Here is a 12,696-nt window from a genome sequence, read left to right as displayed (position 1 = left end):
CCCCAGCCAGTGATGGCCGGGGCGGATACGTAAATTAGTGAAGGTAGGTATTAATGATATTTTTAATCTGCTGCAGCTGTTGGTCACTGAACTGCACCGCGTAGCGGCTGTCGCCCACCTCATGACCCATCAGTTGCAGGGCTTTTTTCACTGCCGCGGGTGAGAACGCCACCTTATACAGATCGGTGCGCAGGCCCGTCACGCGCTCCTGCGCCTGGCGCGATCCGGCGATATCTCCGGCGTGAAACAGCGACCAGATCGCGTTGATTTCAGCGGGGGCGACGTTGGCAAGCCCTGAGATGCAGGCCGAACAGCCGTCGACATACCCCTGATGGATAAGGGAGTCCGGCCCGTTCAGAACGTCGAAACCGTCAATGTCGCGTACCGCGTCAAGAAAGCCTTTCAGGCTATCGTAGCTGCCGGCGCTGTCCTTAATGCCGACGATATTCTCGTGTCGGGCCAGCTGGCGTGCCGTCTCCGGAGCAATGGTGTTCCCGGTGCGGGCGGGAATGTTATAAAGAAAAAGCGGGACGCTCAGCGCGTCGGCGATCGCCGTATAGTGGTTAATCAGCTCTTCCTGCTTCAAGGGTACGAACCACGGGGTAATGGCCGATACCGCGTCAACCCCGAGGCGGGCGATCTGCTGGCCCAGCCGGCGAGTCTCACGGGTGGAAATCTCCCCGATATGCGCTACCACCGGCGCGCGTCCGGCGGCTTCTTCCACGCAGGTTCTGGCGACGGCGATCTTCTCCTCCTCATTGAGGACAAAAAACTCGCCATTGGTGCCGCCGCAGAAAATCCCGTTGCCTGCGGCGAGCTGGCGCTGCACCTGCTGGCGTAGCGCTGGCAGGTTAAGGGCTCCCTCGGCGGTAAAGGGGGTGACGATGGCGGTGAGTACGCCGCTAATGGCTCTCCTCATTTTCTTTCTCCTGTTAGGCATGTTCTGGAAACAGCGTTTGATAGATAGCCGCAATCTCTTCGCGGCTGACGCTGCAGGGGGCGTTGTTCATCAGGCGCTTGACGTTTTGCGCCGCTGCGCTGAGAGCAGGGATGCTCTCCCTGGGCACGCCGAGCGCGGCCAGGTTGTCCGGCAGGGGCAGTCGTTTCACCAGCGCCGCCAGCCACGCGACCAGCGCATGGGATTTCTCTTCCTCACTGAGCGTGCGATCTGCGTCGGGGATCAGATCCCAGACCTGAGCGAATTTTGCCACCGCGTGGGGGCGGACCACCCGCATGCAGGGCGCCAGCAGAATGGCGTTAGCCACCCCGTGCGGCAGGTGCCAGGTACCGCCAAGCGGATAGGAGAGCGCATGCACCAGATGGGTGCCGGCATGGTTGATCGCCGCGCCGCCGTACCACGAGGCCCAGAGCATCTCCAGCTTCGCCGTCAGATCCTGCGGCTGATCCACCGAGCGTTCGATATGCCGCACCAGCTTGTGTAAACCGATTAACGCCGCGTTGTCGCTCACCGGATTGGCGACGGTGGAGGTAAAGCACTCCAGCAGATGACACAGGGCATCGATACCGGTCGACGCCGCGATGCTGGCCGGCATGCTGGTGGTCAGCTCCGGCAGCAGGGCGACATAGTCCGGCAGCAGCACCGGGGAGATGATCCCCACTTTGGTCTGCTGCTCGGGGATCGCCAGAATGGCGTTCGGCGTCGCTTCGGAGCCGGTGCCGGCGGTGGCCGGGATCAACAATGAGCTAATCCGTCGTTGCGGCAACTCGCCTGCCAGCATGGCCGTCAGAGAGGGCGCCTCAGTATGCAGGAGCACCGAGAGCAGTTTCGCCACATCCAGTACGCTCCCCCCGCCGATGCCCACGATCATCTGGGGCTGACTGGCGCCCAGTTGGCTGACAATCTGCGCCACATCGTGATGGCTGGGCTCTGCCGGTACTGTGTCAATGACCTCAACCTGACGCCCTTCGGCCGCCAGCAGGCGATGGATCGCCCGGGTCGCTTCCAGCGCGCCAACGTTCTGGTCGGTCACCAGCAGGATGCGGGTTTTACCTGACAACAGCGGGAGCAGGGCCGTTGAGGCGCCCGCCCCGCTGATGATTGTGCTGTGTATCGTCGCCACGCGTTTCTCCTTGGTAGTAATTGATTGAATTCAATCATTCATGAATCTTGTCACTCGTCTGGTGGGGAAAAGTTATAATTTATACGGCAGTTTAATAACTTGAGCTTGCTCACATTTAATCAAATATGATTGAATATAATCAGTTTCAGATTTTCATCGACCACAAGGCAGAACAATGAACGATGGTAATAACCAGGTGCTGGTGCTGGCAGATGACTTTACGGGAGCCAATGACGCCGGTGTCAGCCTCGCGGAGGCGGGCATGTCGGTGGAAGTGGCCTTCAGCGCCGGGCAACCATCAACCGCCCGGGCGTTAATTCTCAACAGCGACAGCCGGGCAATGAGCGCCGCCGCCGCGGCGGACAAGGTCACCGGTCTGCTGCGCGGCGCGGCAAGATTTGTCCCGCACTGGCAGGTAAAGAAGATCGACTCCACGCTGCGCGGCAACCTTGGCGGCGAACTGGAGGCAATGATGGCGGCGCACGGCTGCCGGCTGGCGGTGGTGGCCCCGGCGTATCCGGCGGCCGGGCGGCATACCCGGGACGGGCGCTGCTATGTGCATGGGGTGGCCCTCGATCAGACCGAATTTGCCAGCGATCCGAAAACGCCCGTGAGCCGGGCGGAGATTAGCGAAATTATCGCCATGCAGAGCCGTCTTCCCTGTCTGACGTTGAACGCTGCCCGGCTTCCGGCGGCATTAGCGACCGCGGGCGAGGAGAAGCGAGTGTTGATTGTCGACGCCTGGGAAGACAGCCATCTGGACCAGGTGATCGACGCCGTTGCGCCCCATGCGCGGGAGACCCTGCTGGTCGGCTCGGCGGGACTTTGCGAGGCGCTGGCGCGCCGCCTGCGCCGCTGCGAGCAGGGGCCGCTGCTGGCGCTGGTTGGTTCGATGAGCGAGATGGCGCAGCGCCAGGTCGCTGCGCTGCAGGCTCATTCCCGAGTGAGAAAGATCGAAATAGATGTCGAACAGGCCTTTAGCAGATCGCCGAAGGAGGAAGCCTCGCGGATCGCCGAAGTGCTGCGTGAGGGTCATCACTGCGTGGTGACCACCCGCCCGAATAACGCCGCCCGGCACGGGATAGAAGCCCAGTGCCGCGAACATGGCCTCACCCGCGCGGCCTACGGGGAGCACATCTGCGCCTGGCTTGCCGACGTCACGGCGCAGGCGGTGGCGCTGTGCCCACCGGGCGCCCTGTACCTCTCTGGCGGCGATGTGGCCATCGCCGTCGCGCACGCGCTCGGCGCCACCGGATTTCAGATCCGTGGGCGGGTGGCGCAGTGTGTGCCTTACGGGCACTTTCTCGGCGGTCGCTGGTCGCGGCCAGTGATGACCAAAGCAGGGGGATTCGGCACCGACACTACGCTGTTAAATGTTGTGAATTTTATTGAGGAGAAACTGAGTGTCTAACATGATTGCAGTGACAATGGGCGACCCGGCAGGGATTGGTCCGGAGATTATTATCAAATCCCTCGCCGAAGGGGCGCTGAGCGGCGCGCCGGTGGTGGTGGTGGGCTGCGCGCAGACGCTGCGGCGGATCCTGGCGCTGAATATTACGCCGCGGGCGGAGCTGCGCATCATTGACCATCCCGCCGAGGCGAGTTTTTCCCCAGCGACCATCAACGTTATTGATGAACCGCTCAGCGACCCGCAGGGGCTGCGCCCTGGCGAAGTTCAGGCCCAGGCAGGGGACCTCGCGTTTCGCTGCATCAGGCGGGCGACCGCGCTGGCGCTGGACGGCGCGGTCGCGGCCATCGCGACCGCGCCGCTAAATAAAGAGGCGCTGCATCTCGCCGGGCACGCTTTCCCCGGCCATACCGAACTGCTGGCCCACCTGACGCAGACCACCGATTACGCCATGGTGCTCTATACCGAGAAGCTCAAGGTTATCCATATCACCACCCATATCGCCCTGCGCCAGTTCCTCGATACCCTCAACCAGCCGCGAATCGAGACGGTGATTGGCGTGGCGGATCGGTTTTTGCGCCGGGTCGGCTATCAGCGTCCGCGCATAGCGGTTGCCGGCGTTAACCCGCACGCCGGGGAGAACGGCCTGTTTGGCGATGAAGAGATCCGCATCGTCGCCCCGGCGGTCGCCGCCATGCAGGCGCAAGGGATAGAGGTCACCGGCCCCTGTCCACCGGACACGGTGTTTATGCAGTGTCATGAAGGTATGTACGACATGGTGGTGGCGATGTACCACGATCAGGGGCATATCCCGCTGAAGCTGCTCGGGTTCTATGATGGGGTGAATATCACCGCCGGGCTGCCGTTTATCCGTACCTCAGCGGATCATGGCACCGCGTTTGATATTGCCTGGACAGGTAAAGCGAAGTCTGAGAGCATGGCAACCTCCATTGAGCTCGCCATGCACATCGCGCAGGAATAACATGAAGGGATATAACCGGTTAGAGCAGATTATGGACTTCCTGAAAAGCCATAATCTGGTGACAGTCGACCAGCTGGTGGCGGCGACCAACGCCTCGCCGGCCACCATTCGTCGCGACCTGATCAAACTCGATCAGGAAGGGGTGATCAGCCGTACACATGGCGGGGTGACGCTGAACCGGTTTATTCCTTCCCAGCCGACGACGCTGGAGAAAGCCCAGCGCAGTCCGCTGGAAAAGCAGGCTATCGCCAGCGCGGCGGCCGCGCTGGTGAAGGCCGGCGACGCGATTGTGCTTGACGCCGGCACCACCATGATTGAGCTGGCGCGGCAGATCACCCATCTGCCGCTGCGGGTGATCACCAGCGATTTACATATCGCGCTGTTTTTGTCGGAATTTAAGCAGATAGAAGTGACGATTATCGGTGGGCGCATCGATGACAGCAGCCAGTCGTGCATCGGCGATCACGGCCGCCGCCTGCTGCAGACCATCTGGCCGGACCTTGCCTTCGTCAGTTGCAACGGCTGGGACCTCGAGAAGGGGATCACCGCCCCGACGGAGGAGAAGGCTGCCCTGAAACGTGATCTGATGGCTAATGCCCGGCGGCGCATCCTGCTGGCGGACAGCTCCAAATACGGCGCCTGGTCACTGTTCAATATTGCCCCGCTGGAGTCGTTGACCGATATCGTCACCGACGCCCATCTGCCGGAGGCGACCCGCGAGGCGCTGGTGACCCTTTCCCCACAGCTGATCATTGCTGACTGACTTGCAGGCTGCCGTCAGGGCAGACGGGCGATATTGGCCTTGATCACCGCTATCGACTGACTGAACTTCGCCTGCTCCTCGGCGGCCAGCTGCAGTTCAATAATCTGCTCCACGCCACCCTGGGCCAGCACCGCCGGCACCCCAGCCGCCGCGCCGCTGACCCCGTATTCACCGTCAAGAATGCAGGAGACCGCCAGCGCGCGGTGGCTGCCGGTGAAGATATTGCGGCAGATCTCGGCGATGGTGCCTGCCACGCCATATTCGGTGCAGCCTTTACCCGCGTAGATCTCAAACCCCAGTTTTCGTACTTTTTCGGCCATTGCCTCGCGGTCAAGCGGGTGGCCAGTGCGCTGCTGGTAGAGGTCGGCGATCGGCGAGCCATACACCGAGGAGTGTGACCATACCGGAAACTGGGTATCGCCATGCTCGCCGAGGATAAAGGCGTCGATGCTCTGGGCGCCAATATCCAGCTCCTGCGCCAGCAGGCGACGCAGGCGGGTGGTATCCAGCCAGACCCCGGTGCCCAGCACCTGACTGCGCGGTAGGCCAGAGAGTTGCCATACCTGCCAGGTGATGATGTCGCAGGGGTTGGTGGCCACCAGAAAGATGCCGTTAAACCCGTTGGCCATCATCGTCGGCACAATACTTTTCACAATCTTCGCCGTCGTGGTCAGTTCATCCAGCCGACTCTGACCGGGGCGCAGCGCACCGCCGGAAACGGTGATCACCGCGATATCGACATCAGCGCAGTCGCTGGCTTCCCGGGTGGAGATGGTCATCATCCCCGGCAGATAGGCCGCGGCATCGCTGAGATCCTGAGCATGGGCCTCGGCGCGCTGTTGGTTAAGGTCGACGAGGATCAGCTCCTCGCAAATGCTCTGGTTGAGCAGGGCGTAGGCCGCCGACGCGCCGACATTGCCGGCGCCAATAATCATCACTTTACGGGCTTTGGTGTGCATATTCAGATCTCAAGTACGAACGGCAGGGGATAAAATTACTGTGTTTCAGCGAGTTAGCGCAAGAGATGGGCAGCAATATAAGTTAATGCTATGGCGGAAACGGGCCGAGGGCGCGCTACAGTGGCGTAAAAAAAGGAGTTCACCTATGTATACCGTTACCGACATCGCCCCCACCGACGCTGAATTTACCGCCCTGATTGCCGCTCTCGATGCCTGGCAGGAGACACTCTATCCGGCAGAGAGCAACCATTTGCTGGACCTCAGCCAGCTGCCGCCGCAGACGGTGATCGCCCTGGTCATCCGCAGCGCGCAGGGCGAGGCCGTTGGCTGCGGGGCTATCGTCCTCAGTGAGGAAGGTTTCGGCGAGATGAAGCGGGTCTATATCGATCCGCAGCACCGCGGACAGCAGCTGGGAGAAAAGCTGCTGGCGGCCCTGGAAGCGAAAGCGCGTCAGCGTGACTGTCATACGCTGCGGCTTGAAACCGGTATCCATCAGCATGCGGCCATCACCCTCTACACGCGCAACGGCTACCAGACCCGCTGCGCGTTTGCCCCGTATCAGCCCGATCCGCTCAGCGTGTTTATGGAGAAACCGCTGTTTGCCGATCTTCGTTCAGCAGCGCTATAAACGCCTCCAGCTGGCGGGTTTTGGCGCCCCGGCGCCACACCAGCCAGGTGGTTAACCAGCGCCACTCTTCGGCCAGCGGCCAGGCGGAAACCTGCTGATGACCGGGCATACTCTCCAGCATACTGCGCGGGATCAACGCCAGGCCCGCGCCGGCGATCACGCAGGCCAGCATCCCATGGTAAGACTCCATCTCGTGGATCCTGCCCGGGGTTGCTCTGTCGGCATGGAACCAGCTCTCAAAATGCCGGCGGTAGGAGCAGTTGGCGCGAAAGGCGTAAACGTTGGCCCCGTTCACTTCGCTGGCGCGGGCGATGGGCGCGTGGCCGTACGGGGCGACGATCATCATCTCTTCCGGGAACACCGGCAGCCCCTCCAGACCCGGATGCACCAGCGGGCCGTCAACGAACGCGGCGCTCAGGGCGCCCTCCAGCACGCCGTCGATCATCGTCCCGGAAGGGCCGGTGGAGAGCGCCAGGTGAATTTTAGGGTAGCGCTGATTAAAGTGGGCCAGGGTGGTGGGGATCCGTACCGCCGCGGTGCTCTCCAGCGAACCAAGAGAAAACAGCCCCTGGGGTTCGTCGCCCGCCACCACCATCCGCGCCTCGTCCACCAGGGCGAGGATCTGCTGGCTGTAGCGCAAAAAGCTGTGTCCCGCAGGCGAGAGGCGCAGGCGCTGGTTCTCGCGGATAAACAGCTCAACGCCGAGGTCTGCCTCCAGCTGGCGGATGCGGGTGGTGAGGTTGGACGGCACGCGATGCACTTTCTGGGCCGCCTGGGTAATGCTGCCGGTGGTGGCGACAGCGTTAAACATCTCTAGCTGAGTCAGGTCCATACTATTCTTCTTTTGTGAATGCGTTGCTTAATATTATTCATTTTCAATGAATGGAAAGGTAAGCCAGAATACGGTTACTTCGCAAGCAACGAGAGAGAGAATAACGATGAATTTATCTGCAACGCACGCGGTTTCCGTCAACCCGACTACCGGTGAGGTGGTCTCCTCGCTGCCCTGGGCCAGCGAACGCGAGGTCGATGCGGCTATCGCTCTCGCCGCGGCAGGCTATCGCCAGTGGCGTCAGACGCCGCTCGCCGAGCGCGCTGATGCGCTGCGCCGCATCGGGGCCGCGCTGCGCGCCCGCGGGGAAGAGGTGGCCCAGATGATCACCCTCGAGATGGGCAAGCCGATCGCTCAGGCGCGCGGCGAGGTGGCGAAATCCGCCAACCTCTGCGACTGGTACGCCGAGCACGGCCCGGCGATGCTGGCGACGGAAGCCACCCAGGTGGAAAATAACCAGGCGGTGATTGAGTATCGTCCGCTGGGCGCCATTCTGGCGGTCATGCCGTGGAACTTCCCGGTCTGGCAGGTGCTGCGCGGCGCGGTGCCGATCCTGCTGGCCGGCAACAGCTACCTGCTGAAGCATGCCCCGAACGTGATGGGCAGCGCCCGCCTGCTGGGCGAGATTTTTGCCGCCGCCGGCCTGCCGGATGGCGTGTTCGGTTGGGTGAACGCCACCAATGACGGCGTTTCGCAGATCATCAATGATGACCGCATCGCGGCGGTGACCGTCACCGGCAGCGTCCGCGCCGGCAAGGCGATTGGCGCCCAGGCGGGGGCGGCGCTGAAGAAATGCGTGCTTGAGCTGGGTGGCTCCGATCCCTTTATCGTGCTCAACGATGCCGACCTGGATGAGGCGGTGAAGGCCGCCGTCACCGGTCGCTATCAGAACAGCGGCCAGGTGTGCGCCGCGTCGAAACGCTTCATCCTCGAAGCTGGCATTGCCGACGCGTTCACCCGCAAATTCGTCGACGCCGTGGCGGCGCTGAAGATGGGCGACCCGCGCGATGAGCAAAACTACGTCGGGCCGATGGCGCGTTTCGACCTGCGCGATGAACTGCACCAGCAGGTAACGGCGACCCTTGATGAAGGGGCAACTCTGCTGCTGGGCGCAGAAAAAATCGAAGGAGCGGGCAACTACTATGCGCCAACGGTGCTGGGCAATGTCACCGCCGGGATGACCGGTTTTCGTCAGGAGCTGTTTGGTCCGGTAGCAACCCTGACCACCGCTCGCGACGCTGACCATGCGCTGGCCCTCGCCAACGACAGCGAGTTTGGTTTGTCGGCAACGGTCTATACCACCGACGAGGCGCAGGCCCAGCGCTTCGCCCGCGAGCTGGAGTGCGGCGGCGTCTTCCTCAACGGCTACTGCGCCAGCGACGCCCGCGTGGCCTTCGGCGGCGTGAAGAAGAGTGGTTTTGGTCGCGAGCTGTCACATTTTGGTCTGCACGAGTTCTGTAATGCGCAGACCGTCTGGAAAGACCGTCGCTAATCAACGTTAGCCCCCTGACGACCGTCGTCCACGTCTGCTATACTCGCCCACCAAATTTCGATGGTGGGCAAGGAGCTGCATGTGGCGGCGGTGATCAATAACGCAATGCTGGAAGCCATTCTGGCAGAAATCAGGCCGCTGATTGGCCGCGGTAAAGTGGCGGATTACATTCCGGCGCTGGCCAGCGTCAGCGGCGATAAGCTTGGCATTGCGATCAGTACGGTAGACGGGCAGCACTTCGCCGCCGGCGATGCGCATGAACGTTTTTCCATCCAGTCTATCTCCAAGGTATTGAGCCTGGTGGTGGCCATGAACCACTATCAGGAAGAGGAGATCTGGCAGCGGGTGGGCAAAGATCCCTCCGGCCAACCCTTTAACTCCCTTTTGCAGCTCGAGATCGAGCAGGGCAAACCGCGAAACCCGTTTATCAACGCCGGGGCGCTGGTGGTCTGCGACATGCTGCAGAGCCGGCTCAGCGCCCCGCGTCAGCGGATGCTGGAGATTGTCCGCCGCCTGAGCGGCGTGGCCGATATCGCCTACGATCCGGTGGTGGCCCGTTCTGAGTTCGAGCATTCGGCGCGCAACGCCGCCATCGCCTGGCTGATGAAATCCTTCGGTAACTTCCATAACGACGTCGCCACCGTGTTGCAGAACTATTTCCACTACTGTTCGCTGGAGATGAGCTGCGTTGAGCTGGCGCGAACCTTCCTGTTCCTCGCCGATCGCGGTATCGCCCCGCACCTGGAGGCACCGGTTATCGCGCCCATTCAGTCCCGTCAGGTGAATGCCCTGATGATGACCAGCGGCATGTACCAGAACGCCGGCGAATTCGCCTGGCGCGTTGGCCTGCCGGCGAAATCGGGCGTCGGCGGCGGAATTGTGGCGATAGTGCCGCAGGAGATGGCGATCGCTGTGTGGAGCCCGGAGCTTGATGACGCCGGGAACTCGCTGGCCGGCGTGGCGCTGCTGGAAAAACTGACTCAGCGGATGGGGAGGTCGGTGTTCTGATGGTTGAGCAGGATCGGTTGTTTGCCCGTCTGGCGCGCTCGACGTTTCGTTCACGCTTTCGACTCGGGGTCAAAGAGCGGCAATACTGTCTAGATAAGGGGCCGGAGATCATCAACCAGCACGCTGCGGATTTTATCCGCCAGCGGCTGGCGCCCGCCGAACCGATGAACGACGGTAAGCAGACGCCGATGCGCGGCCATCCGGTATTTATCGCCCAGCATGCGACCGCCACCTGCTGCCGCGGCTGTCTGGAAAAATGGCACGCCATTCCCCACGGCCGCGCGCTGAGCGAGCAGGAGCAGCGCTATGTGGTGCAGGTGATCCATCACTGGCTGGTGCTGCAGATGAACGGCCCGTCTGTGCGGTAATCTGCATTTGATCGGCGCCGGAGTATGCCTGATAAATATTCTCATGTTATGATAATCCGCTAACTAATTATTAACATAATAATTGCCTGAAACAATTAGACGGATAATTACTGAATGTCTTCACTGTCGATTCGGTCATTTACGCTGTTTCGTGAAGAGCAGCCCGTGCGCGACGCACTGGTATTATTCACGTTAACGCTACTACTGCATTTTCTGGGGGCTATGCTGCGCCTGGTGCAGGAGCTCTCATTCTTCTGGCCGCTCAATGCCGTGATGGCCGGGATCTTTGCGCGCTATGTCTGGCTTAATCGCAGCTATTTTTATGCCGTCTGTTTTGCGGCAATGCTGGTTTATGACGGACTCACTTCGCGCTGGGGGATGGGCTTTGCCTCATTGCTGATTAATTTCTCCAATATTGTCTTTATTGTGGTGCTGGCGCAGCTGGTGCTGTGGGATAAGCGACGCGCCGACTCCATGCCCGGCCCGATTAATGCGCTTAATTTATTCTGTTTTTGCCTGTTTGCCGCCTTATTGTGCGCCGCCGTCGGCGCCCTGGGGTCGGTGGATGTTGAACGCGCCACCTTTATTCCCCAACTGGCAGACTGGTTTAGCGAACAGTTCTCGACAGCGGTGCTGATCCTGCCGTTTATTCTGACCCTGACGTTGCCTTCGGCATTAAGCGGTTTTCGTTTTCGCCAACTGCTGCCCGCGCTGGCGCTGGTGCTGTCGATAGCCCTCGGCGTAGCGGTGGGCGGCGCCGGCAGCATTACCTTCCCGTTGCCGGCCCTGATCTGGTGCGCCGTTCGTTATCCGCTGCCGCTGACCTGCCTGTTAACCTTTCTCACCGGCATCAGCGAGATATTGCTGGTCGCCAACTCGTTAATTCACTTTTCGCCGGATGCGCGAATGCAGCCGTGGCAGCTGTTCTCCACCCGCCTCGGCATTGCCGCTATGCTGATTAGCCCGGTGATTGTCGCTTCCAGTGTCGAAGCGATTAACACGCTGGTGAAACAGCTGGCCCTGCGCGCCGATTTTGATTTTCAGACCCGGGTGTATTCCCGTTCCGGACTGAGCGAGGCGCTGAAGCGTCAGGCGTTGCCCGCCGATAAGCTGCTGACGGTGATGGTGCTGGATATCGATGGCTTCAAACGGGTGAATGATGCTCTGGGCCATGAAGGCGGCGATTGCGTATTGACCCAGTTTGCCCAACAGGTTCGGCAACTGGTGGACGAGCAGGGGATGGTTGCCCGCATTGGCGGTGAAGAGTTTGCGGTGGCGGCGGTCGTCGACAGTACCCAGCAGGGCTATTTACTGGCGGAAAAAATCCGCCATGGGGTGGAGTCGCAACCCTTCGGCCTGGGGCAGAATCCAATCCACCTGACCATCAGCATGGGGCTGGAGACGCGCGAGGTGGGGCACGCTCGCATCACGGAGCTGTTTAACCAATTGCTGATGGCGGCAGACGAGGAAATGGTCAAAGCCAAACAGACCGGTCGCAATCGCATCTGTATGCCAGCGCTAACCGAAAGCGCACCATAAGAAAATCCTATACGGAATCCGCTTGTGTTAATTTTTGGTTAAAAACATAGTGATGTGGTCAATTACAGGGAGCTTCCATGACCACATCCTTTTCACTGCGCACGCTGTCGCGTGACGATATTCTGCATCACCTCCCGGCATTAAGCGATATCCTGGCAAGCTGCGTCAACGGCGGCGCCTCGGTAAGTTTTATGCTGCCCTTTAGCGCGCACACGGCCACCACTTTCTGGCAACATACCGCCGACAGCGTGGCGGCCGGCGAGCGCATCGTACTGGTGGCCCTCGACGCCAGCGAGCAACCCATCGGTACCGTGCAACTTATTACCCGCCAACCGGAAAACCAGCCCCATCGTGCGGATGTCGCCAAACTTTTGGTTCACCAAAATGCCCGTCGCCAGGGGATTGCCAACGCGCTGATGAGCGAGCTAGAGCATGTTGCCCGACAGGAAGGGAAGACGGTGTTGGTGCTGGACACGGCAGCCGGTAGCGGGGCGGAGCAGTTCTATGTCCGCTGTGGCTGGGAAAAAGTGGGGGAAATCCCGCGCTATGCGCTGATGCCTGACGGAGAGATGACCGCCACCTCACTGTTCTATAAGTTTTTGCCCTGACGGTCGCTATTGCAGAATGCTTTGATCA

Annotated in this window: 13 protein-coding genes; 9 read left to right on the top strand and 4 right to left on the bottom strand. The window is 61.0% G+C overall.

Translation table 11 applies throughout. The features are described from left to right. Positions 1–34: 34 nt before the first annotated feature. Together R0140_RS14005 and R0140_RS14000 are read right to left on the bottom strand one after the other, a co-directional pair. A complete protein-coding gene (locus tag R0140_RS14005) occupies positions 35–919 on the bottom strand; it encodes a dihydrodipicolinate synthase family protein (RefSeq protein WP_023313144.1) in 885 nt (294 codons plus the stop codon). A gap of 13 nt (positions 920–932) precedes the next feature. Then, a complete protein-coding gene (locus R0140_RS14000) occupies positions 933–2,081 on the bottom strand; it encodes an iron-containing alcohol dehydrogenase (protein WP_032739885.1) in 1,149 nt (382 codons plus the stop codon). A gap of 175 nt (positions 2,082–2,256) precedes the next feature. Between R0140_RS14000 and dtnK the strand changes: the two genes are divergently transcribed. From dtnK to R0140_RS13985, 3 genes are read left to right on the top strand one after another with little or no spacing between them, the layout of a single operon-like run. Next, complete coding sequence (gene dtnK / locus R0140_RS13995) at positions 2,257–3,492, top strand: D-threonate kinase (RefSeq protein ID WP_032739888.1); 1,236 nt, start codon at positions 2,257–2,259, stop codon at positions 3,490–3,492. Continuing rightward, on the top strand, positions 3,485–4,471 hold the full coding sequence (locus R0140_RS13990; protein WP_012541770.1) for a D-threonate 4-phosphate dehydrogenase: 987 nt from the start codon (positions 3,485–3,487) through the stop codon (positions 4,469–4,471). Before dtnK ends, R0140_RS13990 begins: the two co-directional genes overlap by 8 nt. Position 4,472: 1 nt before the next feature. After that, the gene (locus R0140_RS13985) at positions 4,473–5,234 is read left to right on the top strand and encodes a DeoR/GlpR family DNA-binding transcription regulator (protein WP_012968265.1); all 762 of its coding nucleotides are present in this window, start codon (positions 4,473–4,475) and stop codon (positions 5,232–5,234) included. A 14-nt stretch (positions 5,235–5,248) separates the two neighbouring features. Here R0140_RS13985 and R0140_RS13980 read toward each other — a convergent pair whose 3' ends face one another. Continuing rightward, positions 5,249–6,193, bottom strand: coding sequence for an L-lactate dehydrogenase (locus R0140_RS13980; protein WP_012541768.1), 945 nt, complete (start codon positions 6,191–6,193; stop codon positions 5,249–5,251). A 145-nt stretch (positions 6,194–6,338) separates the two neighbouring features. On the opposite strand from R0140_RS13980, the gene R0140_RS13975 reads away from it, so the two are divergent. Further along, entirely contained in the window at positions 6,339–6,821 is a 483-nt protein-coding gene (locus R0140_RS13975; protein ID WP_008804952.1) for a GNAT family N-acetyltransferase, read from the top strand. On the opposite strand, the gene ptrR is transcribed toward R0140_RS13975, so the two are convergent. After that, positions 6,775–7,653, bottom strand: a complete 879-nt coding sequence (gene ptrR, locus R0140_RS13970; protein WP_012968263.1) for a putrescine utilization regulator PtrR — start codon at positions 7,651–7,653, stop codon at positions 6,775–6,777. The genes R0140_RS13975 and ptrR overlap by 47 nt on opposite strands. A 106-nt stretch (positions 7,654–7,759) precedes the next feature. Between ptrR and sad the strand changes: the two genes are divergently transcribed. From sad to R0140_RS13945, 5 genes are all read left to right on the top strand, one after another. Continuing rightward, positions 7,760–9,145 carry a succinate-semialdehyde dehydrogenase gene (gene sad / locus R0140_RS13965; protein WP_008804950.1) on the top strand — a complete coding sequence of 462 codons (1,386 nt, stop codon included), beginning with the start codon at positions 7,760–7,762 and terminating at the stop codon, positions 9,143–9,145. Positions 9,146–9,250: 105 nt separating this feature from the next. Next, positions 9,251–10,153 (top strand): glutaminase B, encoded by a 903-nt coding sequence (glsB, locus tag R0140_RS13960; protein ID WP_223168521.1) that lies wholly within the window; start codon positions 9,251–9,253, stop codon positions 10,151–10,153. Beyond that, a complete protein-coding gene (locus R0140_RS13955) occupies positions 10,153–10,521 on the top strand; it encodes a DUF4186 domain-containing protein (protein ID WP_032739889.1) in 369 nt (122 codons plus the stop codon). Before glsB ends, R0140_RS13955 begins: the two co-directional genes overlap by 1 nt. Before the next feature lie 114 nt (positions 10,522–10,635). Then, entirely contained in the window at positions 10,636–12,060 is a 1,425-nt protein-coding gene (locus R0140_RS13950; RefSeq protein ID WP_008804947.1) for a GGDEF domain-containing protein, read from the top strand. 77 nt (positions 12,061–12,137) lie between these two features. Continuing rightward, complete coding sequence (locus R0140_RS13945) at positions 12,138–12,668, top strand: GNAT family N-acetyltransferase (RefSeq protein WP_032739890.1); 531 nt, start codon at positions 12,138–12,140, stop codon at positions 12,666–12,668. Positions 12,669–12,696: the final 28 nt, after the last annotated feature.

Source organism: Klebsiella sp. w6 (assembly GCF_033100215.1).
In the GTDB taxonomy this organism is placed as follows: Bacteria; Pseudomonadota; Gammaproteobacteria; order Enterobacterales; family Enterobacteriaceae; genus Klebsiella; species Klebsiella variicola.
This window is presented reverse-complemented; position numbering and strand designations above follow the sequence as displayed.

Excerpts from the sequence above, each read along its gene's own strand:
- R0140_RS14005 (WP_023313144.1), bottom strand. The coding sequence starts at position 919 with ATGAGGAGAGCCATTAGCGGCGTACTCACCGCCATCGTCACCCCCTTT.
- dtnK (WP_032739888.1), top strand. The coding sequence starts at position 2,257 with ATGAACGATGGTAATAACCAGGTGCTGGTGCTGGCAGATGACTTTACG.
- R0140_RS13985 (WP_012968265.1), top strand. The coding sequence starts at position 4,473 with ATGAAGGGATATAACCGGTTAGAGCAGATTATGGACTTCCTGAAAAGC.
- R0140_RS13980 (WP_012541768.1), bottom strand. The coding sequence starts at position 6,193 with ATGCACACCAAAGCCCGTAAAGTGATGATTATTGGCGCCGGCAATGTC.
- R0140_RS13975 (WP_008804952.1), top strand. The coding sequence starts at position 6,339 with ATGTATACCGTTACCGACATCGCCCCCACCGACGCTGAATTTACCGCC.
- ptrR (WP_012968263.1), bottom strand. The coding sequence starts at position 7,653 with ATGGACCTGACTCAGCTAGAGATGTTTAACGCTGTCGCCACCACCGGC.
- sad (WP_008804950.1), top strand. The coding sequence starts at position 7,760 with ATGAATTTATCTGCAACGCACGCGGTTTCCGTCAACCCGACTACCGGT.
- glsB (WP_223168521.1), top strand. The coding sequence starts at position 9,251 with ATGCTGGAAGCCATTCTGGCAGAAATCAGGCCGCTGATTGGCCGCGGT.
- R0140_RS13955 (WP_032739889.1), top strand. The coding sequence starts at position 10,153 with ATGGTTGAGCAGGATCGGTTGTTTGCCCGTCTGGCGCGCTCGACGTTT.
- R0140_RS13950 (WP_008804947.1), top strand. The coding sequence starts at position 10,636 with ATGTCTTCACTGTCGATTCGGTCATTTACGCTGTTTCGTGAAGAGCAG.
- R0140_RS13945 (WP_032739890.1), top strand. The coding sequence starts at position 12,138 with ATGACCACATCCTTTTCACTGCGCACGCTGTCGCGTGACGATATTCTG.